The 24205-nt window shown below is 65.6% G+C and carries 21 protein-coding genes; 3 read left to right on the top strand and 18 right to left on the bottom strand.

The features are described from left to right. Positions 1-26 precede the first annotated feature (26 nt). From ACO2Q9_RS01970 to ACO2Q9_RS01930, 9 genes are all read right to left on the bottom strand, one after another. The gene (locus ACO2Q9_RS01970; protein ID WP_423307773.1) at positions 27-359 is read right to left on the bottom strand and encodes a helix-turn-helix domain-containing protein; all 333 of its coding nucleotides are present in this window, start codon (positions 357-359) and stop codon (positions 27-29) included. Further along, positions 356-700, bottom strand: a complete 345-nt coding sequence (locus ACO2Q9_RS01965; protein ID WP_423307770.1) for a type II toxin-antitoxin system RelE/ParE family toxin — start codon at positions 698-700, stop codon at positions 356-358. The genes ACO2Q9_RS01970 and ACO2Q9_RS01965 overlap by 4 nt, the downstream gene beginning before the upstream one ends. 138 nt (positions 701-838) lie before the next feature. Then, positions 839-1666 (bottom strand): siderophore-interacting protein, encoded by an 828-nt coding sequence (locus tag ACO2Q9_RS01960; protein WP_423307768.1) that lies wholly within the window; start codon positions 1664-1666, stop codon positions 839-841. A gap of 4 nt (positions 1667-1670) precedes the next feature. After that, the gene (locus ACO2Q9_RS01955; protein WP_423307766.1) at positions 1671-2168 is read right to left on the bottom strand and encodes a PadR family transcriptional regulator; all 498 of its coding nucleotides are present in this window, start codon (positions 2166-2168) and stop codon (positions 1671-1673) included. Positions 2169-2242: 74 nt separating this feature from the next. Next, on the bottom strand, positions 2243-2983 hold the full coding sequence (locus ACO2Q9_RS01950) for a DUF3592 domain-containing protein (protein ID WP_423307764.1): 741 nt from the start codon (positions 2981-2983) through the stop codon (positions 2243-2245). Between the two features lie 4 nt (positions 2984-2987). Then, a complete protein-coding gene (locus tag ACO2Q9_RS01945) occupies positions 2988-4064 on the bottom strand; it encodes a mechanosensitive ion channel family protein (protein WP_423307762.1) in 1077 nt (358 codons plus the stop codon). A gap of 64 nt (positions 4065-4128) precedes the next feature. Further along, complete coding sequence (locus ACO2Q9_RS01940) at positions 4129-5274, bottom strand: ATP-binding protein (protein ID WP_423307759.1); 1146 nt, start codon at positions 5272-5274, stop codon at positions 4129-4131. Then, positions 5271-10880 carry a PAS domain-containing protein gene (locus ACO2Q9_RS01935; RefSeq protein ID WP_423307757.1) on the bottom strand — a complete coding sequence of 1870 codons (5610 nt, stop codon included), beginning with the start codon at positions 10878-10880 and terminating at the stop codon, positions 5271-5273. Before ACO2Q9_RS01935 ends, ACO2Q9_RS01940 begins: the two co-directional genes overlap by 4 nt. Positions 10881-11024: 144 nt before the next feature. Continuing rightward, entirely contained in the window at positions 11025-11954 is a 930-nt protein-coding gene (locus ACO2Q9_RS01930; RefSeq protein ID WP_423307755.1) for an inositol monophosphatase family protein, read from the bottom strand. A gap of 90 nt (positions 11955-12044) precedes the next feature. On the opposite strand from ACO2Q9_RS01930, the gene ACO2Q9_RS01925 reads away from it, so the two are divergent. Continuing rightward, positions 12045-12770 carry an RNA methyltransferase gene (locus tag ACO2Q9_RS01925; RefSeq protein WP_423307753.1) on the top strand — a complete coding sequence of 242 codons (726 nt, stop codon included), beginning with the start codon at positions 12045-12047 and terminating at the stop codon, positions 12768-12770. Positions 12771-12802: 32 nt separating this feature from the next. Then, positions 12803-13579, top strand: a complete 777-nt coding sequence (gene cysE / locus ACO2Q9_RS01920; RefSeq protein ID WP_423307751.1) for a serine O-acetyltransferase — start codon at positions 12803-12805, stop codon at positions 13577-13579. 15 nt (positions 13580-13594) lie between these two features. Here cysE and mog read toward each other — a convergent pair whose 3' ends face one another. Both mog and yjgA read right to left on the bottom strand, forming a co-directional pair. After that, positions 13595-14188 carry a molybdopterin adenylyltransferase gene (mog, locus tag ACO2Q9_RS01915; RefSeq protein WP_423307749.1) on the bottom strand — a complete coding sequence of 198 codons (594 nt, stop codon included), beginning with the start codon at positions 14186-14188 and terminating at the stop codon, positions 13595-13597. Next, positions 14181-14816, bottom strand: a complete 636-nt coding sequence (yjgA, locus tag ACO2Q9_RS01910; protein WP_423307747.1) for a ribosome biogenesis factor YjgA — start codon at positions 14814-14816, stop codon at positions 14181-14183. The genes mog and yjgA overlap by 8 nt, the downstream gene beginning before the upstream one ends. 39 nt (positions 14817-14855) lie before the next feature. Here yjgA and pmbA point away from each other — a divergent pair, with 39 nt between their 5' ends. Next, a complete protein-coding gene (pmbA, locus tag ACO2Q9_RS01905) occupies positions 14856-16247 on the top strand; it encodes a metalloprotease PmbA (protein WP_423307745.1) in 1392 nt (463 codons plus the stop codon). On the opposite strand, the gene ACO2Q9_RS01900 is transcribed toward pmbA, so the two are convergent. The 7 genes from ACO2Q9_RS01900 to ACO2Q9_RS01870 form a co-directional block, all read right to left on the bottom strand. Beyond that, complete coding sequence (locus tag ACO2Q9_RS01900; RefSeq protein WP_423307743.1) at positions 16248-16694, bottom strand: GatB/YqeY domain-containing protein; 447 nt, start codon at positions 16692-16694, stop codon at positions 16248-16250. 103 nt (positions 16695-16797) lie between these two features. Continuing rightward, positions 16798-17010 carry a 30S ribosomal protein S21 gene (gene rpsU / locus ACO2Q9_RS01895; protein WP_007833691.1) on the bottom strand — a complete coding sequence of 71 codons (213 nt, stop codon included), beginning with the start codon at positions 17008-17010 and terminating at the stop codon, positions 16798-16800. 175 nt (positions 17011-17185) lie between these two features. Further along, the gene (locus tag ACO2Q9_RS01890) at positions 17186-18409 is read right to left on the bottom strand and encodes an NAD(P)/FAD-dependent oxidoreductase (protein WP_423307734.1); all 1224 of its coding nucleotides are present in this window, start codon (positions 18407-18409) and stop codon (positions 17186-17188) included. 20 nt (positions 18410-18429) lie between these two features. Beyond that, positions 18430-19557, bottom strand: a complete 1128-nt coding sequence (locus tag ACO2Q9_RS01885; protein WP_423307732.1) for a sterol desaturase family protein — start codon at positions 19555-19557, stop codon at positions 18430-18432. 14 nt (positions 19558-19571) lie between these two features. Further along, complete coding sequence (gene cobA, locus ACO2Q9_RS01880; protein ID WP_423309884.1) at positions 19572-20333, bottom strand: uroporphyrinogen-III C-methyltransferase; 762 nt, start codon at positions 20331-20333, stop codon at positions 19572-19574. Positions 20334-20365: 32 nt separating this feature from the next. Next, entirely contained in the window at positions 20366-21319 is a 954-nt protein-coding gene (gene ybiB / locus ACO2Q9_RS01875) for a DNA-binding protein YbiB (RefSeq protein ID WP_423307730.1), read from the bottom strand. 65 nt (positions 21320-21384) lie between these two features. Continuing rightward, on the bottom strand, positions 21385-24198 hold the full coding sequence (locus ACO2Q9_RS01870) for a molybdopterin-dependent oxidoreductase (protein WP_423307728.1): 2814 nt from the start codon (positions 24196-24198) through the stop codon (positions 21385-21387). Between the last annotated feature and the right edge of the window lie 7 nt (positions 24199-24205).

The raw sequence follows: 24205 nt of genomic DNA, 5'->3' as shown, positions 1-24205 counted from the left end.
TCACGATTCCACTGGACATCGATGACTCAGCCCACCGCCAGCTTGACTGGTTTACCGACGCGGCTGAGCATTTCGACCAAGGTGTCGATGGTGAACTTCGAGGTCTTCTTGTTGACGACGTCGGACACGCGTGGACGCGAAACCATCAAGATGGCGGCGGCCTCCGCCTGCTTCAGATGATGCTCTTCGATCCATGTCGATAGTTCTTCCATGAGCTGTTGCTTGAGCAAATGCGTGTCATTGATCTGTTTGCGCGCGGCTTGCTGAAGAGTTCTGGCTTCCTGGGGCGAAAAGCCCAACTCAAGAAAAAGGTTGGTGCCCGGTTGGGTGACATGGCGGATTGCGGTGTCGACTTTCATCGGTTTGTCTTCCTTGCATTCAGTACGGCGCGGTAGCGTGCTTCTGCGACGGTCTTGTCCTGCTTGCTGGTTGCCTGGGTCTTTTTCTGGAAGCAATGCAGGACGTAAATTGCTTCGGGAAATTTGGCGACATACATCACCCGATAGATGCCATCCGTGTCCTTGATGCGGATCTCCCGTGTGCCGGCACCCACATCGTCGAACGGCTTCCAGTCCGTCGGATCGAGACCCGCCTGCACCTTGCTCAACTGAAAACCGGCTTCTTTGCGTGGCTCCTGCGGGAAGGCCAGAAGATCGTCGTAGGAGGAGCCAACCCAGCGAATTTCCTTGTCGTCGTTCACAAATTTGTTTGTATAAAATTTTATACGCGACGACCGTCCGAGTCAAACGGTCAATCAATGTATGGGGCTCCAAGCAAAGCGGCCCGAGACCGGGCCGCGATTCGCCGATTATGGACGGCGCTGGGACGGGCTTGTGCCTCAGTCCTCGTGCGTGTCGTGCGTGGCCACAGCGCCGCGCCGCCAGTAGCCCGCCACCTTCACCCAGGCCTTGTTGAGCTGCTTCTCGCCGACGAGGATGGCGCGCAGTTCCTTGGCCACGCCCGATTCGCAGGCGACCCAGGTGTAGATGTCGCCGGCCGGCAGTTGCGCGGCGCGCAAGGCGGCCGGCAGCGGGTTGCCCGTGCCGTTGCGATGCACCCAATGCACGGTGAGGTCGGCATTCGTCTCGAATGTCAGTTCGTCGGCCGCGCTGTCCACTTCGGCCAGCACGGTGACCTTGGCACCCGTTGGCAGTTCGCCCAGGCGGCGCGCGATGGCGGGCAGAGCGGTGTCGTCGCCGATGAGCACGTAGCCGTCGAAATTCATGGGGATGACGAACGAGCCGCGCGGGCCGCCGACGCCGAGCTTGTCGCCGACCTTGGCGCGCACGGCCCAGTCGGTGGCGGGGCCGGCTTCATGCACGGCGAATTCGATGTCCAGCGTGCGCGCTGCGGCGTCGAAGCTGCGCGGTGTGTAGTCGCGCATGGGCGGGCGGCCGCCAGGGAAGTTCAGGCCGTCCGGGCCCATGACGGGGCGCGGCAGCACGCCCGTGGCATCGGGGAAGAAAAGCTTCACATGGTCGTCGAAGCCGAGGCTGGTGAAGCCTTCGAGTTCGTCGCCGCCGAGCGTGACGCGCACCAGATGCGGCGTGACGCGTGTCACGCGCAGCACTTCGAGGATGCGGAAACGCACATCGTGGCGTACGCGTCGTGGCGTGCGGTCAGGGACGGCCGCGGAAGCAGGGGTGGAAATGTTGTCGGTAGTCATTCGGTCAGGTTCTTTCGATGTTGCGTGCCGCCTCGTCGAGGATGGCGGCGATGGCATGGGCCTGGTCGTCGCTCAGCGCATCGCGCGAGAGACGCAGCCGCACAGCCATCTTGAAGTTGTGCAGCGCACGTTCGATCTGTGGCGGCCGCGCGGCAGGGGGCTTGCCGTCCCCTCCCATGCGGGCCAGCAGTTCGTCCACGGCTGCGCGGTTTTCCTGCAGGAGCGCGAGGCCGGCGGGGGTGGCGGTGCAGAGCTTGCGCCCGTCGCCCTGTGCGGCCTGCGAGATGTAGCCCTGTTCTTCCAGCAGGGTCAGCGTGGGATAGACGACGCCCGGACTCGGGCTGTAAAGGCCTTGCAGCCGGTCCTCGATGGTGCGGATGAGCTCGTAGCCGTGGCTGGGCTTGTCGGCGATGAGCTGCAGAAGTACGAAGCGCAGCCCGCCGTGGCTGAAAAAGCGGCCGCGGCGGCCTTCATGGTGTCCGAAATCGGGCGCATGGCGCATGGTTCTATATCGATTCAATTTAGATATATCTGAATCGTATCGATATAGAAAGACCTTTCTGGGTGAACGGGGAATCAGCGTGGGTGCGTCAGGCCCTTGCCCGCAGCGTGCGGTGTTTCTGTCAGGCGGGCAACCAGACCCTTGAACCCGAAAGCGGCGATCGTCAGCAGAAGCCCGATCAACAGCCATGGCCCGAAGCCGAACGCGCCGGGCGGCGCCAGCGCGATGATCGGGATGGCCGTGGCACCGTGCAGCAGCGCCCAGATGCTCCCGATGGGCGCCGGGTTATCGCGGGCATCGAAGAGACGCATGCGGAGCAGGTCGAGGCCCGCGATCATCGCGAAGGTGGAAATGCCGCACGGCATGATGAGGAAGATCGCCATGAACAGCGCCTGTTCCCAGGGCAGGCTGCGCACCAGCACCGCGTAGCCGGGGCGCTCCGGGTCGATCCACGCGACGACGTGGCCGGCCGGCGGATCGCGCAGCGCGGAAATGGCGCGGCGGCGGAAGTCGTCGGAGAAATTGTCCGTGCCGCGCGAGAAACCCACGCGCGTGCTGGCATAGTCCTGGCCTTGCCACGTGTAGCGGTACTGCGCGACGACCTGCGTGTGGGTGCGGATGCCCCGGCTGGTGGTGCTGGTCGTCGACTTGACCTCCCAGTGATCCACCTGCGCGGGCACCGCGACCCAGTCACTTGCCTGCCATGACATCCACACGGCGCGGCCGTAGGTCCATGAGCAGAAGATGGCGACCGCGCCGAACGCCCCGACGACGAGATAAGCCAGCCAGCGGGTGAAGCGGTCACTGGCTTTCACGACATCAGGGGGTTGCCGGCGTTTCGAAGGCATCCGACCCGGCATCGGGACGGATGCGCAGGGTGGGCAGGTGCTGGGGATATTCGCGCTGCATGAAATCGATGATCGCTTCGCGGACCTTGCAGCGCAAGTCGAAAGCGAGGCTGGATGAAGCGGCCGTCACCAGAACGCGCAGCTGGACGGTTTTCTCGGTGGTGTCGGTGACCTGCAGGTTGAAGAAGCGGCCGTCGAACTCCGGCAGCGTCGGCACGAGCCGCTCGACCTCGGCGCGGATGGCGGCCACCGGCATGCCGTAGTCCACGCTGAAGAAGACGGAGCCCATGATCTGCGCACTGTTGCGCGTCCAGTTCTGGAACGGGTTCTCGATGAACCACTGCAGCGGGATGATGAGCCGCCGGTCGTCCCAGATGCGCAGCACGACGTAGGTGCCGGTGATCTCTTCCACGCGGCCCCATTCGCCCTGCACGATGAGCACGTCGTCGATTCGGATGGGTTGCGCGAGTGCGATCTGCAATCCGGCAATGAGGTTGCTGAACACCGGCCGCGCTGCAATACCGGCGACGATGCCGACCACACCCGCGGAGGCCAGCAGGCTCGCGCCGACCTGGCGCGCGCCGGGGAAGGTCATGAGCATCATGGCCGCACCGGCCAGCAGCACGATGAACATCGCGGTGCGCGAGAGCACGCGCGCCTGGGTGAAGATGCGTCGGGCATTCAGGTTGTCCTGCACGTCCGAAGGGTGCTGGGCGATGATGCCGTCGGCGATGCCCCGGATGACGGACATGAGGAGCCACGTGAACGAAGCGATGAGCGCCAGCCCGTTGAAGTGACGGATGCTGCCGATGAACCGCAGGTCATCCGGCGCCGCCTGCCAGACAGCCTGCAGCGCGATGAGCGGCAGCGCAATCTGCGCGGGCTTGCGCGCCGCCTTCACCATGTTGTGCAGGACCGGCGAGAACTGGGTCGTGCGCATCAGCACGAGCCCGCCGATGCGGTGGACGACGAGTGCGGCAATCACCGCGACGAGCGCGGGTCCCAGTGCGGCCAGCCAGGGGGAAGACAAATCGAAAAGCTCAGTCATCGGGTGGGGTACCTCCGCCCGGGATGATGACAGCGCGCAAATTTCTCGGGTCCGCGCCGGGACATTAACGATTCGTGTTGTCGGCCCCAGGCACCGGCCCGGTGGGCGGCCACAGGGTGAAGCTGAAGGTCGCCCCCTGACCGGGTTGCGAATCGGCACGGATGGTGCCGCCGTGCCGCTCGACCAGCCGCTTCACGATGGCCAGGCCCACACCCGTGCCCTTGAAGTCCGACTCCGAATGCAGGCGCTGGAACATGGTGAACAGTTTGTCGGCGTTCTGCGCATCGAAGCCCGCGCCGTTGTCGCGCACGAAAACCTCGCGCGCGTTCTCCGCGCCGCCTTCCACCGCGCGCATGCCCACTTCCACGCGCGGCTTTTCGGCCTTGGAAGAGAACTTGAGCGCATTGCCGATGAGGTTGGCCAAGACCTGCCGCGCCATCGTCGCATCCGCGCTGACGACGGGAAGTTCGCCGATGACCACTTCGGCCTCCGGGTACGCGGGGCCTGCCTCGTGCAGGACATCCCGGGCGAGCGCGGCCAGGTCCACCGGCTTGCGTTTCATCTCGGCGCGGTCCGCCTGGATGCGCGCGAGGATGTCGCGGATGGTGTGGTCCATGCGCTGCGCGCTGTCGATGATGCGACCCAGCCGGCGCACGCCTTCCTCGCTCATGCGTGGCGCTTCGATCCGGCGCAGCAGGTCGGCAAAGCCGCTGATGGTGGACAGCGGCGAGCGCAGGTCGTGGGACAGGCTGTAGCTGAAGGTCTCCATGTCGGCGATGCTGCGTTGCAGGGCTTCGGTGCGTGCCTGCAGGGCCTCGCGTGCGCGTTTGAGCGAGACGTGCGTGTTCACCCGCGCCAGCACCACGGGCGCGGAGAGCGGCTTCACGATGTAGTCCACTGCACCCACGCGCAGGCCGGCGATCTCATCGGCCGTGTCGTCCAGACCGGTGATGAAGATGGCGGGAATCTCGCGCGAGCAGGCGTCTTCCCGCAGGGCCGACAGCACCTGCAGGCCGTCCATCTCCGGCATCATGACGTCCAGCAGGATCAGATCGGGTCGCGGGCTGACGTGCACGAGTTCCAGCGCACGGCGGCCCGAATTCGCCACGCGCACCGTGTAGTGCGGCGACAGCATTTCGCCCAGCACGGTCAGGTACTCGGGGGTGTCGTCCACCACCAGTACCACGGGTTTGTCTGAAGGCTCGGTCATACTTCTCCTCGTTCCTCAGGCTTCGTTGAATCGGGGTTCGTTGAATCCGGGTTTGCCAAGCGCCACGTCCGCAGTGCAGCCAGTGCCTGCACATGGTCGTGGCGTGCGAGTGCGCCGTCCAGCGCCTCGAATTGGTTGCTGTCCTTCCTGCCGTCGGACATCAGCGCACGCACCCGCTCGCGCATGCCGCGAAAGAGCGCGCCCGCGCTGAAGTCCGCCTGCTCGAGCAGGGCCTCCAGTGCGTCGAGCATCTGCTCGTCATTCATGGCTTGCGCGGCGGGATCGCCCGTGGCGTCGCCATTGCCGCTGTCGGCCGCTTCTTCCGGGTCGGCCAGCCGGTCGGCCAGCGACTTGATCAACTGCTCGAGCGAGTGGCGCAACTGGACGCCGAGATCGTTGAAGGTCTGCATGGGCGCGCCTGCCCGCAGCGTGGATTCGAGCTGCTCAGCGTACTTGCGGATGCGCTCCGCGCCGATGCTGCCGGCTGCGCCCTTGAGCGAATGGGCGAGCATGCGGGCGCCGTCGAGGTTGTGGGTCGCCAGCAGTGCGGGCAACTCGGCGAGGTTGTCCTTGTAGTGCGAGATGAATTGCCGCACGAGCCGGATGTAGGCCTTCTCGTTGCCGCCGAGACGCTGGCGGCCGATGTCGGCGTCGAAGCCGGGGATGCCCGACAGCCATGCCATTTGCACGGGAGCGCGGGAGCCGTCCTCAGGCTCGGCACTGCTCTCCACACTGCGCAGCATCTCGCTCTCGCTTTGCGGGGGCAGCCAGCGCAGCAGCGCTTCGTAGAGCTGCTGCGGATCGACCGGCTTGGCCAGATGGTCGTTCATGCCGGCTTCGAGGCAGGCCGCGAGGTCTTCACCGAAGACGTTGGCGGTGAGCGAGAGGATCGGGGTCTTCGCGTGCCGCGGCAATTGGCGGATGGCGCGTGTGGCACGCAGGCCGTCCATCTCGGGCATCTGCATGTCCATGAGGATCAATGCGTAGGGTTGCTGCTGCGCCATCTCGATGGCCTGCCAGCCATTGGCTGCCACGTCGACACGCAGGCTCGCCGCGCGGAGCAGCTCGACCGCGACGTCCTGGTTGACCGGGTTGTCTTCCGCCAGGAGGATGAGCTGGCCGCGATGCCCTGCGCGAAGCAGGGCCGCAGCGTTGCGTCGCGCGGGGGTTTCGGCCGGGCGATCGCCGGCCGGTTCCTGCGCCTGCTGCAGCCAGGCGGTGAACCAGAACCGGCTCCCTTTGCCCGGTTCGCTTTCGACGCCCACCTCGCCACCCATGAGTTCGGCCAGATGGCGTGTGATGGCCAGGCCCAGGCCCGTGCCGCCGTGGCGCCGCGTGATGGAGCTGTCCGCCTGGACGAATGCGTTGAACAGCGCGTCGAGCTTGTCAGGCGCGATGCCGATGCCCGTGTCCTCCACTGAGAAACGCACCAGGAGCCGCTGGCCGTCTTCTTCCAGCAGGTCGCCCCTGAGCGTGATGTGGCCCTGTTGCGTGAATTTCACCGCGTTGCCGAGCAGGTTGATGAGTGCCTGTGACAGGCGCGTCGAGTCGCCGCGCAACAGGCTGGGCAGGTGGTCGGTGTCCACGCGCAGGTCCAGGCCTTTGGCGCGCGCGCGTTCGGCGACCAGTGCGCAGGTGCGCGAAAGAAGCGCGTCGAGCTGGAAGTCGGCCTCTTCCATGACCAGCTTGCCGGACTCGATCTTGCTCAGGTCCAGGATGTCGTTGATCACCTGCAGCAGGTGTTGCGCGGCGTCGGCCACCTGGCCCAGGCGCGCTGCATCGCGTGCGTCGCGGCTGTCGTTGCGCAGCAGCCAGGTGAGGCCGATGATCGCGTTCATCGGCGTGCGGATCTCGTGGCTCATGTTGGCCAGGAACGAGCTCTTCGCGCGGTTCGCCGCGTCCGCCTTGTCGCGCTCGGCGACCAGTGCGGCGTTGAGCTGCTGGAGTTCCCGCTCGGCCTGTTTGAGCGCGGTGACGTTGGAGGCCAGCACGAAGAAGCCCTGCGTTTTGCCCTCCACGACGTCGGGCACGAAATTCACCCAGAACAGCGACTCTCCCGGGGTGCCTGCATCGAGGATGCGTTCGTACTGCTGGAACTCGCCATCCAGCGCCCGGCCGGCCATCTGCCGGACCTCCTCGTAGGCATCGCCCATCAATTCGTGCAGCAGCCGGTTCTCCAGGTGCTGGCCTTCCGGGGCGAAACGTGCCCGGTATTCGCGGTTGGCGAACCGGCAGCGCAGGTCGCGGTCCCAGTAGGCAATGGCGGCGGGGAGGTTGTCGGTCATGGCGCGCACGAAGCGCTCGCTGTCCACCAGTGCGCGGTTGGTTGCCTCGAGCTGAGAGGTGCGCTGCAATACCAGATCTTCCAGCCGGTGCTGGTAACCCTCGAGCTCCGTCTGGATGCGCTTCTGCTCGGTGATGTCGTCCGAGATCGACAGGTAATGCGTCACGCTGCCGTCGGGCTGGTGGATGGGCGCCACCAGCACGCGGTCGGTGTAGAGCGTGCCGTCTTTCCTGCGGTTGATGAATTCGCCGCGCCATGTCTCGCCGCGTGTGAGCGCCTGCCACATCGCGGTGAACGTGGTACCCGGCGTGCGGCCCGATTGCAGCAGCCGCGGGTTCCGGTTGACGACTTCCTCGAGCGCGTAGCCGCTGTTGCGCTCGTAGGCCGCGTTGACGTACTCGATCTTCCCGTTGAGCCCGGTGATCACGATGGCGCTGGGGCTCTGGTCCACTGCCATCGACAGCTTGCGCAATTGCTCTTCGGCCGCATGGCGCTCGGTGATGTCGGTGAACGAGACCACAACGGCGATCATCTGTCGCTGCGCTTCGTCGCGCACCGGCTCAGCGTTGACCAGCAGCCAGGTGACGGCGCCACCACGGCCCACGTGCCCCAACACGACCTGATGGACCGAAAGACCGGTTGCCAGCGCACGCATGTGCGGCAATTCGTCCACGGGGAACAGGGTGCCGTCGCGCCGGATGGGTCGCCAGGTGAGCGCCTTTTCGGACGTGCCCGCGATGTTGGTGATCGATGATCCCAGGATCGAACGTGCCGACGGATTGGTGAGGCGGATGTTGCCATCGGGCGCAAAGATGATCACGCCTTCGCTCAGTGCCGACACCATCGATCGGTAGTTCGCTTCGCTCTCCAGCAGCGCCATCTCGGCATAGCGCCGGTTGGTGATGTCGGCATGCATGACGACTGCGCCGCCCGATGCGATCTGCAGCGGTGCGGCCGTGAGTTCGAACCACTGCGCGTCATGCCCCTCGCCCCAGCCGTAGTCGATGGTGAAGATGTCACGCGCGCCTGAAATCACCTCGCGGATGCCACGCGCGGCCAGCGGGCCTTCGGATGGCGAGGGGTGCCCTGCGGCGCACACCGCCAGATAGTCGGTGCCGACCCCCAGTGGCGGCCGCGGCGGCTCGCCGTATGCAGCGCCAGGCGCTGCCGCGTTCTGTTCGTGCTGCCGCCAGGCCGCATTGGCGGTGATGATGCGTCCGTTGGCGTCGAGTACGGCCATCAGGTCCACCATTGAATCGCCGACGGCCTGCAGCAGTTCGGCCGATTCACGCAACGCCACCTCGGCGCGCTTGCGCTCGGTCAGCATTTCGCTGAACAGCATCACGCCACCAATGGCGCCACCGGGGTCGCGCCAGGGGTGGATTTCCCACTGCACCCATTCCATCGAGCCGTCGGCGCGCCGGTAGGTGTCCGCTTCGTTCTTGTGGATTTCGCCCTGCAGGGAGCGCCGGTGGATGGCGCGCCAGTGTTCGGGGATGTCCGGGAATATCTCGTAGTGCGACAGGCCGATCACGTCGCGGTCCGGGATGCCGTAGTCGCGCAGCCAGCGGCGGCTGACGGCGACGTAGCGCATTTCGGTGTCGAGCATGGCGATGGCGGCAGGGGCGTACTCGACGAACAGCCGCAGCTTCTGCTCACCGGCTTCGAGCGCAGCCTGCGCGAGCCTGTGGCGCGTGATGTCGTGCGACACGCCGAAGGTGCCGATGGTGCGGCCCTGCGCGTCGCGCAACGGCCCTTTGGTGACCAGCAGCGCTACCGGTCCTTCCGGCGTGTCCATGCTGGTCTCGAAGGTCAGCGGCACGGGGCTCACGCTGGCTTTGCGATCGTTCTCGCGCACGCGCTGCGCCAGCTCGGCGGGAATGAGGGAACTGGCGTCGCGGCCGATGATTTCCTCACGCGGTTTCCCGATCAGCTCGCAGGTGCGCCGGTTGGCGAGCGTGTAGCGCCCCTGCAGATCCTTGGCGTAGATCGCATCGATCGAGTTGTCGACGATGGCGTCGAGCAGGTAGAGCGTGCCCAGTCGTTCGGTTTCGCTGTCGCGTCGCATCAATGCCATGCGCAGGTACTGCCGCTCGCGCAGCAACCAGGCCGTGATGATGGCTGCCATCAGGGCGAGGAAGCCGCCCGAGCCGATCCATAGCGCGTCGCGCTGGGCGGGCGCGTAGACCTCGGCGGCCGTGATCTTGGCGAGCAGGAGCCAGTTGCTGCCCGGTACGAAGCGTGCGGCGCCCAGCACGCGCTGGCCGTGATAGTCGATGCCCTGGACCATGCCGCCTGGCTGCACTTCGCCACGCAGCAGTCGGGCTGCGAGCAGGTCCGGTTCCGACAGGCGCATGCGAAGCGGCTCTGTCGCTGCCTCCTGTGACTCCTGATGCTCCGACAGCAGGATGACTTCGTCGCCCGACGCGGCCCACAGCGCGGTCTCGGCGGTTTCGTTGGGTTGCGGCCAGTTGCCCAGCATCGGGAACACGGTCGTCTGCGGGTCCATGCGCAGCACGATGGCGCCGCCCCGGGTTCCGCTGGGCTTGTCGATGGGAACGACGAAATCCATGCGCAGTGGCAGTTCCGTCCCGGCCCGGTAGTAGATGCTGGTGTTGTGCGCCAGGCCATCGCTCATGGCCTGCAGGGCAGTTTCCTTCAGTTCCGGTGCGATCTTGCGGTTGGTGGGTGTCTCGCGACCCACCGCTTCTCCGTTTTCGTCCAGCAGGATGGCGCTGTGCGCGACGGTGGTACGGCGGAAATCCTTGACCAGGGCCATCAGTTGCTGGCGCGCCGCTTCGTCACCACGCTCCCGCCAGCGGGCATAGAGCTGCACGACCTGCGGGTTCGAGCCGAGATACCGTGCTTGTGCGGTCACCTCGCGCAACCAGCCGGCGATCCGGTCCGCCTGCAATTGGGCAATGGCTTCCAGGCGTGCACTTTCCCGTTCTCGATAGTTGCCGTAGGTGTAGGTGATGGCAGCCCAGGTCAGGGCAACGATGCCGGCAGAAATGACCCCCAGCGTGAGCGCAAGGCTGCGAGCGCGGTGTGCCGGGGCCTCTGCTTCAGCGTCTGCCGGCACAACGGCTGGCGCCAGCGCGCGGCGCAGGCCTAGGTAAAGGAGCAAGGCCGAAACACCGACGTAGAGCCAACCCTTGATCACGCTCAGGCGCGACAACAGTTCGGCGTTGGATACCCACAGGGCGAGCAGCCAGTCAGAGAAAAGGATCCAGAGCCCGGAGAAGACCGCGTACAGCAGTATCACGCGCACGACGGCATGTCGTGACGTTGCGGACGCAATGGCAGGGGCTGGCTCTTGCATTCGGCTCCGGCTGGGGCAAGAGAATCCACCCCGCAAAATGCACAGGATAGTACGATTCTCTTACACGCACTACCGGGCTATTTTTCCCCAATGAAGCCGGCTTGGGAATTGGGGAAACTTCCCCTCAAGCTTTCCGGGGCCTGCTCAGGTGGGCTGGCCGGGCACAGCGTCGCCGGCCGGATCGGCGGACCCGGCCGGGCCATCGATGGCCAGTGTGACGCGGTCCGCCTGGGCTTCCGCACGTACGGCGGCTTTTTCGCCAGCGCTGGCGAACTTGCTGTAACGACCGAGGATGGACACCAGCTGGCCGTAGATGCGCGGGTTGCCCGCCAGGCATTCGCGCTGCTCCAGGAAGTCGGCTTCGCCGGTGAAGTTGCCCACCAGCCCGCCCGCTTCGGTGACCAGCAGCGAACCAGCGGCCACGTCCCAGGGGTTGAGACCGGTTTCGAAGAAGCCGTCGGCAAAGCCGGCCGCCACGTAAGCGAGGTCGAGGGCCGCGGCGCCGGGTCGGCGCAGGCCGGCGGTGCGCTGCATCACATCGCCCATCATGCGCAGGTAGTTGTTGAAGTTGTCGCCCGGGCGGAAAGGGAAGCCGGTGGAAATGAGGCACTGCTTCAGCTCGGTGCGCTTGGACACGCGGATGCGGCGCTCATTGAGGTACGCGCCGCGGCCGCGTGTGGCGGTGAAGAGGTCGTTGCGACTCGGGTCGTAGATGACGGCCTGCTCGATCTTGCCCTTGACGGACAGCGCGATGCTCACGCAATAGACCGGGAAGCCGTGGATGAAGTTGGTGGTGCCGTCCAGCGGATCGATGATCCAGACGTAGTCGGAATCCCTGGCGCCATGCTCGCTGCCGCTTTCCTCCGCGAGGATGCCGTGGCCCGGGTAGGCCGTGAGCAGCGTTTCGATGATGATGGCCTCTGCCGCCTGATCGACCTCGGTGACGAAGTCGTTCACCTGCTTTTGCGAGATGCGCACCGACTCGACGTCGAGCGCGGCGCGGTTGATGATGGCGCCAGCGGCGCGTGCGGCCTTGATGGCCACGTTGAGCATGGGATGCAGGTTGGTCGACATGAGTTGTAGGGAAGAGCGGTGCGCACCGGGCGCGGAACGGGCGACCCGGCGATGCGGGAGGCGACAATGGCGTGATTTTACCGCGCCACCATGAAAACCCGCTTTGTCCTGATCCAGACCAGCCATGCCGGCAATGTGGGCGCCGCGGCGCGTGCCATGAAAGTCATGGGCTTCGACGATCTGGTGCTGGTGGCCCCGCGCTGGCCCAACGTGCTGCGCCGGGAGGAAACCATCCAGCGGGCCAGCGGCGCCCTGGACGTGCTGGAGAACGCCCGCGTCGTGGAAACGCTGGACGAGGCGATCGACGGCGTGACCCACCTGTGCGCCACGGCGATGACGCCGCGCGACTTCGGCCCGCCGACGCGCGCGCCGCGCGAGCACTTCACCGCGTTGGCCAGGCAAGAGCACCACGTCGCCTTCCTGTTCGGCTCCGAGCGTTTCGGCATGGCCAATGAAGATGTGTACCGCTGCCATACCTGCCTGTCGATTCCCACCAATCCGCAGTTCGGTTCGCTCAACCTCGGGGCGGCCATTCAGGTGATCGCCTACGAATGGCGTACGGCGCTCGGTGGCTTCGAGGTTCAGGACGCCGTCACTGCGCCGCAGTGGGCCGGGGCGGAGCAGGTCGCCGGCATGCTCGCGCACTGGGAAACGGCGCTGGCCGACATCGGCTTCCTCGACCCGGCGGTGCCGCGCAAGCTGATGCCGCGCCTGAACCAGCTGTTCAACCGCACACAACTCACGCAGGAGGAAATCCACATCCTGCGCGGAATCGCCAAGGCCATGTCGGAAGCAGGGCAGGGCACAAGACGATAGACTTGCCCGGCATAAGCACATGAACAACATCCATGTTTGACCGCCTGCGTTCCGATATCCAGTGCATCCTCGACCGTGACCCTGCTGCGCGCACGTCGTGGGAGGTGCTGACCTGTTATCCGGGCCTGCACGCGCTGGTGCTGCATCGGGGCGCCCACTGGTGCTGGAACCACGGCTTCAAGTGGCTGGCCCGTTTCATCTCCAACTTCTCGCGCTGGTTCACCGGCATCGAGATCCACCCCGGCGCGAAGATCGGCGAACGCGTCTTCTTCGATCATGCGATGGGCGTGGTGGTCGGCGAGACCGCTGAGATCGGTGACGGATGCACGATCTACCAGGGCGTGACGCTGGGCGGCACCTCGCTCTACAAGGGCCAGAAGCGCCACCCGACACTCGGCAAGGACGTCGTGGTGAGCGCCGGCGCCAAGGTGCTGGGCGGCTTCGTGGTGGGCGACGGCGCCAAGATCGGAAGCAATGCGGTGGTCATCAAGCCCGTGCCCGCGGGCGCGACGGCGGTGGGCATTCCTGCGCGCATCATTCCCTCGAAGACGGACACCAGTGCCGATGTGACCGAGCCCGCCAAGCCGCAGTTCTCGGCCTACGGCGTCACGCAGGAAGACGACCCGCTGAGCCAGGCCATGCGCAAGCTCATCGACAGTGCGGCGGGCCAGGAGCACCAGATCGCGTTGATCTGGCAGGCCATCGAGAAGCTGTCGGCGGCACATGTCACGCCCGATTGCGTGCCGGACGAGGCCGCGCGCAAGGAGTGCTTCGAAGCCGAGAAGCTGAACCAGTTGGTCGGCAAGTAGCCCGGCTTCGGGGCGTTATTTATTTTTCGGCCGGAAGGCCTTGCAGACGTCGTCGTTCGTTTCGAGGTAAGGCCCGCCGATCAGGTCGATGCAGTACGGCACAGCCGCAAAGATGCCGTGCACGATCTGGGTGCCATCTGCGCCCTTGAGGCCTTCCAGCGTTTCCGCGATCGACTTCGGCTGTCCTGGCAGGTTGATGATCAGGCTCTTGCCGCGGATGACTGCGACCTGTCGCGACAGGATCGCCGTCGGCACGAACTTCAGGCTGATCTGGCGCATCTGCTCGCCGAAGCCGGGCATTTCCTTGTCGGCGACGGCCAGTGTCGCCTCTGGCGTCACGTCGCGCGGGGCGGGGCCGGTGCCGCCGGTGGTGAGCACCAGTGAGCAGCCTGCGTCCACGAGTTCGATCAGCGTCGCGCTGATGCGGTCCTTCTCGTCGGGAATCAGGCGCGCTTCGAAGCTGATCGGGTTGCGCAATGCGCGCGTCAGCCAGTCCTGCAGCGCGGGAAGGCCCTTGTCTTCGTAGACGCCGGTCGACGCGCGGTCGCTGATGGACACGATGCCGATGCGGACGGGCCCGGCGCCCGGGTTTTCCAGGATGTCACTCACCGTCTGTTCCTCCGTCGACCTGCGCGGCGTCCCGGGACAGCGCCTCGCGAACGAGCTGGAAGATCTCGCGGTATGCGCGGCCATGACGCGCGGCCTCGCCGGGTTTCGACGGCTTCGCGTCCTTGCGTGCCTGGCGTGCCAGGGCACGCAGTTGCTGCGAGTCGGTGTCCGGATGCAGCGTGAGCCATTCGGCGACGGCATCGTCGCTTTCGATGAGGCGGTCGCGCCATTGCTCGGCCAGGTGCAGCGCGATCGTCTCGCGTGCGGAGCCGCTGTGCTGCTCGACCAGCGCTGCGCGCGCGGCTTCGAGCACCTCGTCGTCCAGCTTTCGCATGAGCTTGCCGATGAACTGCATCTGCCGGCGGCGGCCTTCGAAATTGGTGATGCGGCGCACCTCGGCCAGCGCTTCGAGCAGCTTCTCCGGCAGGTCGAGGCGATCGAGCAGGTCGGGGCGCAGCGTGAGCAGTGCTTCGCCGAGCTGTTGCTGCTCGGCGCTTTCTTTCTTGAGGTCGGTCTTGCTCAGCTCTGTCGTGCCTTTGAGCTCGGCCTTGAGCTCGAGGTCGAGCTCGCTGCCTTCGGCCACGAACTGGCCGCGCACGAAGTAGCCTTTTTTGGGTTTGCGGGACATGGGAGGGGAAATGTTGTCCCAAGTATCATAGCCTTCGATATGACCCTACCTGCACAGCGAAAACAGCAAAAGGCGGCGAAAGCCGACAGCGGCTTCAGCTACAGCCGAGCCCGGTTTGAAGAACTGGTCGACAGCGCACTGGCACATGCGAAGAAGCTCGGCGCGACCAACGCTGGCGCGGAAGCCTCCGAAGGTTGCGGCCTGTCGGTCAGCGTGCGCAAGGGCGAGATCGAGACCGTGGAGCGCAACCGCGACAAATCGCTCGGCGTGACGGTCTACGTCGGCAAGCGCCGCGGCAACGCCAGCACATCGGACTTCTCGCAGAAGGCCATCGAGCAGACGGTGCAGGCGGCCTACGACATCGCCCGCTTCACGGCCGAAGACCCCGTGGCGGGACTTCCCGATGAAGCAGACATCTCGCGCAAACATCCCGAGCTGGACCTGTTCCATCCGTGGAGCATCGACAGCGAAGCCGCCGCAAAACTGGCGCTGGAATGCGAGGCCGCTGCGCTCTCGACCGATCGGCGGATCACCAACAGCGAAGGCGCTGGCGTCTCCGCGCAGCAGAGCCATTTCTTCAGCGCGCATACGCATGGTTTCCGCGGCGGATACGCGAGTTCGCGCCACAGCATCTCGGTGGCGCCGATTGCAGGCAAGGGCGACGACATGCAGCGCGACGCGTGGTACAGCTCCATGCGTTCGCCCGGGGAACTGGCGGGTGCGAAGGCCGTGGGCCGTTACGCTGCCGAGCGCGCCCTCAGCCGCCTGAAGGCACGCAAGATCGCGACGACGCAATGCCCGGTCTTGTTCGAGTCCCCGCTCGCTGCGGGGCTGCTCGGCTCGTTCGTGCAGGCCGTGAGTGGCGGCGCGCTGTATCGCAAGAGCACGTTCCTGCCGGATGCGATGGGCAAGAAGGTGTTTCCCGATCACATCCATGTGGACGAAGACCCGCACGTGCTGCGCGGCAAGGGCAGTGCACCGTTCGACGAAGAAGGCGTGACCACGCGTGCGCGCAAGGTGGTCGACGCCGGTGTGGTGCAGGGCTATTTCCTGAGCACCTATTCCGCACGCAAGCTTGGCATGCGCACCACCGGGAACGCAGGCGGTTCACACAACCTCACGCTCACCTCGCGCCTCACGCGCGCGCAGGACGACCTGGACGAAATGCTGCGCAAGCTCGGCACCGGCCTCTTCGTGACCGAGCTGATGGGGCAGGGCGTGAATTACGTGACCGGTGACTATTCGCGCGGCGCGAGCGGCTTCTGGGTCGAGAAGGGCCGCATCGCGTTTCCGGTGCAGGAGATCACCATTGCGGGCAATCTGAAGGACATGTTCAAGGGCATCCAGGCCATCGGCGCGGATGCCTACAACTACGGCGCGAAGACGGTCGGCTCGGTGCTGATCAACCGGATGAAGGTTGCAGGGTCCTGATCAACCGGCCAGTGCGGCCTTCACCGCGGCGCTGACCTGGCCCATCTCGGCCTTGCCGGCCAGGCGTGATTTCACCGCGCCCATGACCTTGCCCATGTCGCCGGGGCCCTTGGCGCCCAGCTCGGCGACGATCGCCTTCACTTCCGCAGCGATCTCTTCCGCGCCCAGACGCTGGGGCAGGTAGGCCTCCAGCACTTTCATCTCGGACGCTTCCTTGTCGGCCAGGTCCTGGCGATCGGCCTTCTGGAACGCCTCGATGCTGTCCTTGCGCTGCTTGATGAGCTTGTCCACGATGGCGACCACGGCCACGTCGTCGAGTTCGATCCGTTCGTCCACTTCTTTCTGCTTCATCGCCGCAGTCAGCAGGCGGATGGTGCCCAGGCGCTCGGTGTCCTTGGCGCGCATGGCGGACTTCATGTCTTCGGTGATCTTTTCCTTGAGGCTCATGGTGTGTCCCTGGTGAATGGGGTGGACAAAGGGGTGGACAAAAAACAAAGGCTCGCCAGGGCGTCCCCGGGCGAGCCTGTCAGGCTTGCGAGAAGCCCGGCGCTCAGTACAGCTTCTTGGGCAGCTGCATGCTGCGAACGCGCTTGTAGTGACGCTTGACGGCGGCGGCCTTCTTGCGCTTGCGTTCAGCAGTGGGCTTTTCGTAGAACTCGCGCGCGCGCAGGTCGGTCAGAAGGCCCAGCTTTTCAATGGTGCGCTTGAAGCGGCGCAGGGCCACGTCAAACGGTTCGTTTTCTTTTACGCGGATCGTAGTCATTACGTAATGGATTTCCGTCAATGTGCGGGCAGAGGAGGCTGGAGAAGATCGGGCTCCGGCTTCTTGCGTCGCGAAATAGTCCCCAACTAGTGTTGATCAGGCCGTTGGGGTTTGCCAGCAAAGCCTTGAATTATAACGCTTTTGAGGGGCCGGGCAAGCCGGGCCGGGTGTGCCGTCAGGCAGCCAGTGCTGCTCGCCGCGGGAGCGCCTGCGCGCAGGCGTGAGCGCTGCTCCAGGCCCACTGGAAGTTGTAACCGCCGAGCCAGCCGGTCACATCCACCACTTCACCGATGAAAAACAGCCCGGGAACCGTCGATTCCAGTGTTTGGGATGACAGGTCGCGCGTGTCCACACCGCCCGCCGTGACCTCGGCCTTGGCATAACCCTCGGTGCCGGACGGGGTGATCTCCCAGCGCGAAACCTGCCCGGCGAGCTGGGTGAGTGCCTTGTCCGAGGCCTCGTTCACCGGGCGCTGCAGCGCTTCATCGCGCGAAACCCAGGCCTCGGCCAGCCGCGAGGGCAGCAGGTTCGCCAGTTCGTTGGCGATGCGCTTGCGCGAATTCGCCTTGGCATCGCCGAGGCGGGCGGCCACGTCCTGTCCGGGTGCGAGGTCGATGCGCAGCGGCGTGCCGGGGCGCCAATAGCTCGAAATCTGGAGAACCCCCGGACCCGACAGGCCGCGGTGGGTGAACAGCAGGTCCTCATCGAACGCCATGCGTTCCTTCTTCGCCCCTGTTTCGATGCGCACGGGCAGCGCCAGGCCGGCAAGCCCGGCATAAGGTGCCCAGGCGGCACCGTCGAAGGTGAGTGGCACGAGGGCGGGTCGTGTTTCGACCATGCGCAAACCGAATTGCTTCGCCAGACGGTGGCCGAAATCGGTGGCACCGATCTTGGGGATCGACAACCCGCCCGTGGCGACGACGACGCTGTGCGCCTGCACAGTGCCGCGATCGGTGTCGATCTCGTAGCGGGAGCCGCTTCCGGTGCGCACTGCATTCACGGCGCAAGGTTGCCAGTGCTCCACGCCGCCGGCCGCACATTCGGCCAGCAGCAGATCGATCAGGTCGCCGGCCGAGCGGTCGCAGAACATCTGGCCCTTGTGTTTTTCGTGGAAGGGCACGCCATGCCGCTGCATGAGCGACAGGAAATCCTGCGGCGTGTAGCGGCTGAGCGCCGAGCGGCAGAAGTTCGGGTTCGCGCCCAGGAAGTGCTTGTGCGGCGCCCGCACGTCGAGGTCCCGGTTGGTGAAGTTGGCGCGCCCGCCGCCGGAAATGCGGATCTTCTCCGCCACCTTGCCGCTGTGGTCGATGACGAGCACCTTCAGCCCGCGCTGGCCCGCAATGCCTGCGCAGAAGAGACCGGCGGCGCCGGCGCCGATGATGACGGCGTCGAAATTCAAATGCCTTGCCTTTCCAGGACTCAGCCTTTCCAGGTGAATGGGAACTTCAATTGCCTGAAAAAGCCGTTCGGCACATAGTCGCCGAGTACACCGTATTTTTCGGGCCACACCTTGTCGCTCTTCACGGCGGTGCCGAACGCGTAGTCGAGGAAAGCGAAGTGCGCGGCGTAGTTCTTGTCCAGTGCGTCCTGGTCCTGGCTGTGGTGCCAGTGATGGAAGTTGGGCGTGACGATGAGGTAGCGCAGCGGGCCGAGCCGCACGCTCACGTTGGCATGGTTGAACACCGCCTGGAAGCCGACGATGACGATGTATGCGTCGATCACCTCCTTCGTGAAGCCCAGGACGTAGATCGGAGCGAGCACCAGTGTGCGGGTGATGAGCAGCTCCAGGATGTGCTGGCGCGAACCGGCGAGCCAGTCCATGCTCTTCACGCTGTGGTGCACGGCATGCAGGCGCCACAGCACCGGCACCTCGTGATAGGCGCGGTGCGTCCAGTACTGCACCAGATCGGCGACGAGGACGATGAGGAACAGCGCCACCCAGAAGTTCAGGCCCGCCACCCAGCCACGGATGCCGTCGTGTGCGGCCCAGCCGAAGAACTTGTGCACCATCAGGTTGGTGGCCAGCAGCACGAAGCCCACGATCATGTGGTTGACGATGAAGTGGTGCAAGTCGGTCTGCCATTCGGCGCGGAACACCGGCTGGTCCTTGCGCAGGGCGAACAGCTTTTCGATGAAGATGAAGATCAGCGACGAGCCCAGCAGGTCGAGGATGAACCAGTCCAGGCCGATGTAGGGCGTGTTGTCGGGAAAGTTCGGGTCCACGTCGACCTTGTTTCCACCGAGGAATGCGGCCAGTGCCACCAGGACGAATGCAAAGGTGGACAACCAGCGCGACCGGTTGAAGATGATGTTGACCAGCGACAGTCCACCCGCGATCACCATGGCCGCGAACAGCAGCTTGCGCATGACGTTCACGTCGTAGCTTTTGCGCAGTTCCGGCGTGGTGAGGTACTCGGGAAAGATGAAAGCGAGGACGGCAAGGAAGCTCAGGATGGCCAGCGACATCGCGATGACGCCGCTGATGATGCCCTGCCCGGGCTTCATTTCGCCATGGCTTTCGGACAGGTCGTTGAGTTTTTCGAGCACGTTCAGGCCGTGAATCAGGCCAGCCGGCGCTGCGCCGCATCGGCCTGAGCGGCTGCAAGACCGGACAGCACGTCGCCGACGACGATCACGCAGGGGCTCGCCAGTCCATCGCGCGCGATCACGGCGTCGAGTTCGCCGAGCGTGGCGACGGTGTGGCGCTGCTCCGCAAGGCTGGCCTTTTCGATGATCGCGACAGGCGTGGAAGCCGGCAGTCCGTCCAGCAACTGGTCCTGGATGCTCGCTGCCTTGGAAATACCCATGTAGATCACGAGCGTGAGCTTTGCGCTGCGCGCGGTTGCCGCAAGTTGCCGCCAGTCGGTGCCTCGGTCGCCGGGCTTGGCATGTCCGGTGACGAACACGACGCCGTGCGCGTGCTCGCGATGCGTGAGCGGCACGCCCAGCGCTGTGGCCGCCGCCAGCCCGGACGTGATGCCACTGACGACTTCCACTTCGATGCCGGCTTCGCGCAGGTGCTCGATTTCTTCACCGCCGCGTCCGAAGATGAACGGATCGCCGCCCTTGAGTCGCACGACGTTCTCGCCCTCCAGCACGGCGGTGATCATGAGCTTCTCGATGAAGGCCTGTGGCGTGCTCTTGCAGCCGCCGCGCTTGCCCACGTGCACGATGCGCGCGTCGGGGCGGGCGTAGGCTGTCACTGCATCGCTCACGAGGTCGTCCACCAGCAGCACGGTGGCGGCTTGTATGGCCTTCATCGCCTTGATCGTGAGCAGCTCCGGGTCGCCCGGACCGGCGCCAACGAGCGTGCAACGGCCCATGTGCCGCGGATGCGAGAGATCATGTGCGTCCGTCACAGGGCGTGCTCCGCAGTGGCGACGATGGCATTGGTGACCGGGGATTCCATGAGCTTCACCGTATGCACGATATGGGCCACCTGCTGCGCGATGGCATCGGGAACGGGCAGGTCGCCAGCCAGCACGCGCTGCGTCCAGCGGGCGGTGGAATCGACATCGATCCCGGTCACGAGGCCGGGCACTTCCGTCAGCGTGCCTGGCTGTTGCTCGGCCAGCACATGCCGTTGACCGTCGATGAAAGCGTCGTAGCGTGGATGGCGGCGCGGGTCGGCGGCCACTTCGCCTTCCAGCCCACGCGAGATCAGGACGTTCATGCGGCGCGAGGAAAAAGTCTCGTGAAGCATGTCCAGGTATTCGGGGTGCGTGTAACTGGTGACGAGCAGCGACGGACCGGCGCACGGCGCCAGCAGCTTCACGACGCTGTGACCAGGGTTGCGCAGGTTGACGACCTCGCGCACCGCGAGCAGGCGGGCGAGCCCCGCGTGCAGTGATTTCGTCTCGATGTGCGCCACTGTTGCGGCAGGGATGGCCCCCGGCGAATCCAGCGCTGCGATGCCCAGGGCCGACAGGACATCGCTGGCGAGCACACGGCGCGCCTCGGTCCGCATGCCGTGCATCAGCACCGGCAGGCCTTCACGCGCGATCAGCAACGCAAGCAGCGGCGTGAGCACGGGCAGGCGGCGTGCACCGTTGTAGCTGGGCAGCACGATGACGGGCTTTGCCGTGGCAGGAAACGCAGCCACCCGCGCATGGGTGGCGTCGAGGAAACCCATCATCTCGTCGGTCGTCTCGCCCTTGATGCGCATGGCGAGGCAGAACGCGCCGATTTCCAGGTCGGTCACGGTGCCGTCCAGCACCTGGCCGAACAGGTCGCAGGCCTGCTCGCGCGTGATGGCGCGCGCGCCTTCCTTGCCGCGTCCGATTTCCTTGATGTACTGACCGATGCCCATGGCTGCGATTGTCCGCGATCACTGATGACTTTGAGTCATAAGGTGAATGAAGGGGAGGCCGCGGTTCATGCGGCTTCCCGCAGCGCGGGCGTGCTGCGGACCAGGCGCTTGAGTTCGGGCACGCAGGAGCCGCAGTTGGTGCCGCATTTCAGCGCGCCTTGCAGCGAAGAGAGGCGTTCTTCATCGCTTCCTGGGCATTGCGCGAGGTGCCCTGCAATGGCCGTCTCGGCCACGTTGAAGCAGCTGCAGACGGCCTTGCCGCGCGCGGCGACGGCAACCGGCGGCTTCACACCGGGCGCGAGCATCATGCGGCCATAGGTCTGCGCGGGGAGTTCTTCCTGCAATACGGCGCGGATCCAGGCTTCTGCCGATGTATCGCCGGCGAGCATGAATCCTTCGAGCGATACCTTGCCGCCCGTCTGAGCAAGACGCGCGGAGCGGTGTTGTTGCCGACGTGCGTCGACGTAGCGCAGTGTCGCGGTTGTGTCGAGGTCGAGCGCAGCTTCGAGACGTGCAAGCACGGCGGCGGAGGGAGCCTCGAACGCGGCGGCCCGGAACAGCAGGCCATGGCGTTCGTGTGCGGCGTCGCCCAGCGGCGCATGGTTGGAAAACGGCACACAGCTGGCGAAAGGGAACAGCGACATCAGCGTACGCAACTCCTGCCGGCGTGCATGCAGCGCATCTCCCGGCAACCAGGCCATGGCGAACAGGCTCCACGGCAACTCCGCCTTGAGGATTTTCACCGCCGCGTGCTTGAGCTCTGGCTGCTTGGAGTCCGGGCAATATGCCGACGTGGTGATCGCATTCACGCCGGCAAGCCGCGCGCCTGTGGACGATATCCCGGAAAGGAATTCCTCGCCCCAATGCATGGCGATGAACGCCTGCGTCACGTTGATCTCGTTGCTGGCCTGCACCGCAAGCACGATGGAGCCGCGCTTGCTGGTCACGTGCACCAGGTCGCCGTCCTTCAGCAGCCGGCGCGCCATGTCCTGCGGATTCATCTGGACGACGGGTTCGGACACGTGGCCGAACAGGCGGCCGAGCGTGCCGGTGCGCGTCATGCCGTGCCACTGGTCGCGCAACCGGCCGGTGGTCAGTGAGAAGGGATAGCGCGATTCGCGTTGTTCGGCGACGGGGCGATACGCGACAGGCGCGAAGCGCGCGCGGCCGTCGGCGGTCGGGAAGACGCCGTCTTCATACAGTCGCACTTTTCCGGCAGCCTCGCCTTCGCGCAGCGGCCACTGCTGGGGGCCTTGCGCATCGAGCATCGCGTAGCTCAGGCCCGTGATGTCGAGGTCGCGCCCGCGCGTCGATTCGCGATGTTCGGCCCAGATGGACTCGGGCGTGTCGTAGCGCATCAGGTGTTCGCTGCGTCCGAGGCGCTTGGCGAGTCGCTGTCCGAAATCCACGGCGATGCGCCAGTCGTGCCGGGTCTCGCCCGGCGCTGGCACGGCGGCTCGGACGCGGCTGATGCGACGCTCGCTGTTCGTCACGGTGCCTTCCTTTTCGCCCCAGGTGGTGGCAGGCAGCAACAGGTCGGCATAGTCGCAGGTCGCGGCGGTGGCGAAGGCTTCCTGCACCACGACGAATTCCGCGCGTTCGAGCGCACGGCGCACCGTGGCCTGGTCGGGCATGGACTGCGCCGGGTTGGTGCAGGCGATCCACAGCGCACGGATCTCGCCGTCGGCCGCCGCCTGGAACATCTCCACAGCGGTCTTGCCGGGTTTCGACGGGACGGACGGCACGCCCCACAGCGCGGCGACTTCCGCGCGATGCAGCTCGTTGCCCATGTCGCGGTGTGCGGATAGCAGGTTGGCCAAGCCACCCACCTCACGCCCGCCCATCGCATTGGGTTGGCCGGTCAGCGAGAACGGCCCCGCGCCCGGCTTGCCGATCTGCGCTGTGGCCAGGTGCAGGTTGATCAGCGCCGCATTCTTCGCCGTACCGCTGCTCGACTGGTTGAGCCCCTGGCAGTAGAGGCTGAGTGTGGCCTGCGAGGTGGCGAACCATTTCGCGGCGGTGAACAGGTCTTCCTTGCGGATGCCGCAGGTCTGCGCGACGAGGTCGGGCGTGCAGTCGCGCACCACGCTGCGCAGTTCGTCGAAGCCGCTGGTGTGCGCCGCGATATAGGCCGCATCGGTCCAGCCTTCCCACAGCATGAGGTGCAGCATGCCGTGGAACAGCATCACGTCGGTGCCGGGCTGGAGCGGCAGGTACAGGTCGGCGATTTCGGCGGTGTCGGTGCGACGCGGGTCGCAGAAGACGATCTTCATCTGCGGGTTGCGCGCCTTCGCGTCCTCGATGCGGCGGAACAGGATGGGGTGCGCGTATGCCGTGTTGCTGCCGACGATGAAGATGCAGTCCGCATGGTTCACGTCGTCGTAGCAGGTGGGCGGCGCATCGGCACCCAGCGTCTTCCTGTAGCCGGCGACCGCGCTGCTCATGCACAGGCGCGAGTTGGTGTCGATGTTGTTGGTGCCGATGAGGCCCTTGGCCAGCTTGTTGAAGACGTAGTAGTCCTCGGTGAGCAACTGGCCCGAGATGTAGAAGCCGACGGCATCGGTCCCGTGATCCTGGATGATGCGCGCGAATGCTTCTGCGGCTGTGTCCAGCGCGCTGTCCCACGACACGGGCTGCGCCGGGGCGCCGCGTGTCATCCGCTGCATCGGTTGCAGCAGACGTGTCTGCCACGTCACGTTGTGCTGCGCGGTGAGATGCAGGGTCGAGCCCTTGGTGCACAGCCGGCCGAAGTTGGCCGGGTGATCCGGGTCGCCGCGCACGCCGGTGATCTGGTCACCGCGCGATTCGATCAGCACACCGCAACCCACGCCGCAATACGGGCAGGTGGAGCGCGTCTCCTGGATGGCGGCGCTTGGCATGGCTGCG

This window comes from Variovorax sp. VNK109 (assembly GCF_049445855.1).
In the GTDB taxonomy this organism is placed as follows: Bacteria; Pseudomonadota; Gammaproteobacteria; order Burkholderiales; family Burkholderiaceae_C; genus JAGOCV01.
This window is presented reverse-complemented; position numbering and strand designations above follow the sequence as displayed.

Bases quoted from the DNA above. Each gene is read 5' to 3' on its own strand.
- ybiB (WP_423307730.1), bottom strand. From the start codon at position 21,319: ATGGGCATCGGTCAGTACATCAAGGAAATCGGACGCGGCAAGGAAGGC.
- ACO2Q9_RS01970 (WP_423307773.1), bottom strand. From the start codon at position 359: ATGAAAGTCGACACCGCAATCCGCCATGTCACCCAACCGGGCACCAAC.
- ACO2Q9_RS01930 (WP_423307755.1), bottom strand. From the start codon at position 11,954: ATGTCGACCAACCTGCATCCCATGCTCAACGTGGCCATCAAGGCCGCA.
- ACO2Q9_RS01940 (WP_423307759.1), bottom strand. From the start codon at position 5,274: ATGACCGAGCCTTCAGACAAACCCGTGGTACTGGTGGTGGACGACACC.
- ACO2Q9_RS01960 (WP_423307768.1), bottom strand. From the start codon at position 1,666: ATGACTACCGACAACATTTCCACCCCTGCTTCCGCGGCCGTCCCTGAC.
- ACO2Q9_RS01955 (WP_423307766.1), bottom strand. From the start codon at position 2,168: ATGCGCCATGCGCCCGATTTCGGACACCATGAAGGCCGCCGCGGCCGC.
- ACO2Q9_RS01935 (WP_423307757.1), bottom strand. From the start codon at position 10,880: ATGCAAGAGCCAGCCCCTGCCATTGCGTCCGCAACGTCACGACATGCC.
- rpsU (WP_007833691.1), bottom strand. From the start codon at position 17,010: ATGACTACGATCCGCGTAAAAGAAAACGAACCGTTTGACGTGGCCCTG.
- cobA (WP_423309884.1), bottom strand. From the start codon at position 20,333: ATGGGCCGTTGCACGCTCGTTGGCGCCGGTCCGGGCGACCCGGAGCTG.
- cysE (WP_423307751.1), top strand. From the start codon at position 12,803: ATGTTTGACCGCCTGCGTTCCGATATCCAGTGCATCCTCGACCGTGAC.
- ACO2Q9_RS01900 (WP_423307743.1), bottom strand. From the start codon at position 16,694: ATGAGCCTCAAGGAAAAGATCACCGAAGACATGAAGTCCGCCATGCGC.
- ACO2Q9_RS01945 (WP_423307762.1), bottom strand. From the start codon at position 4,064: ATGACTGAGCTTTTCGATTTGTCTTCCCCCTGGCTGGCCGCACTGGGA.
- pmbA (WP_423307745.1), top strand. From the start codon at position 14,856: ATGACCCTACCTGCACAGCGAAAACAGCAAAAGGCGGCGAAAGCCGAC.
- ACO2Q9_RS01925 (WP_423307753.1), top strand. From the start codon at position 12,045: ATGAAAACCCGCTTTGTCCTGATCCAGACCAGCCATGCCGGCAATGTG.
- yjgA (WP_423307747.1), bottom strand. From the start codon at position 14,816: ATGTCCCGCAAACCCAAAAAAGGCTACTTCGTGCGCGGCCAGTTCGTG.
- ACO2Q9_RS01870 (WP_423307728.1), bottom strand. From the start codon at position 24,198: ATGCCAAGCGCCGCCATCCAGGAGACGCGCTCCACCTGCCCGTATTGC.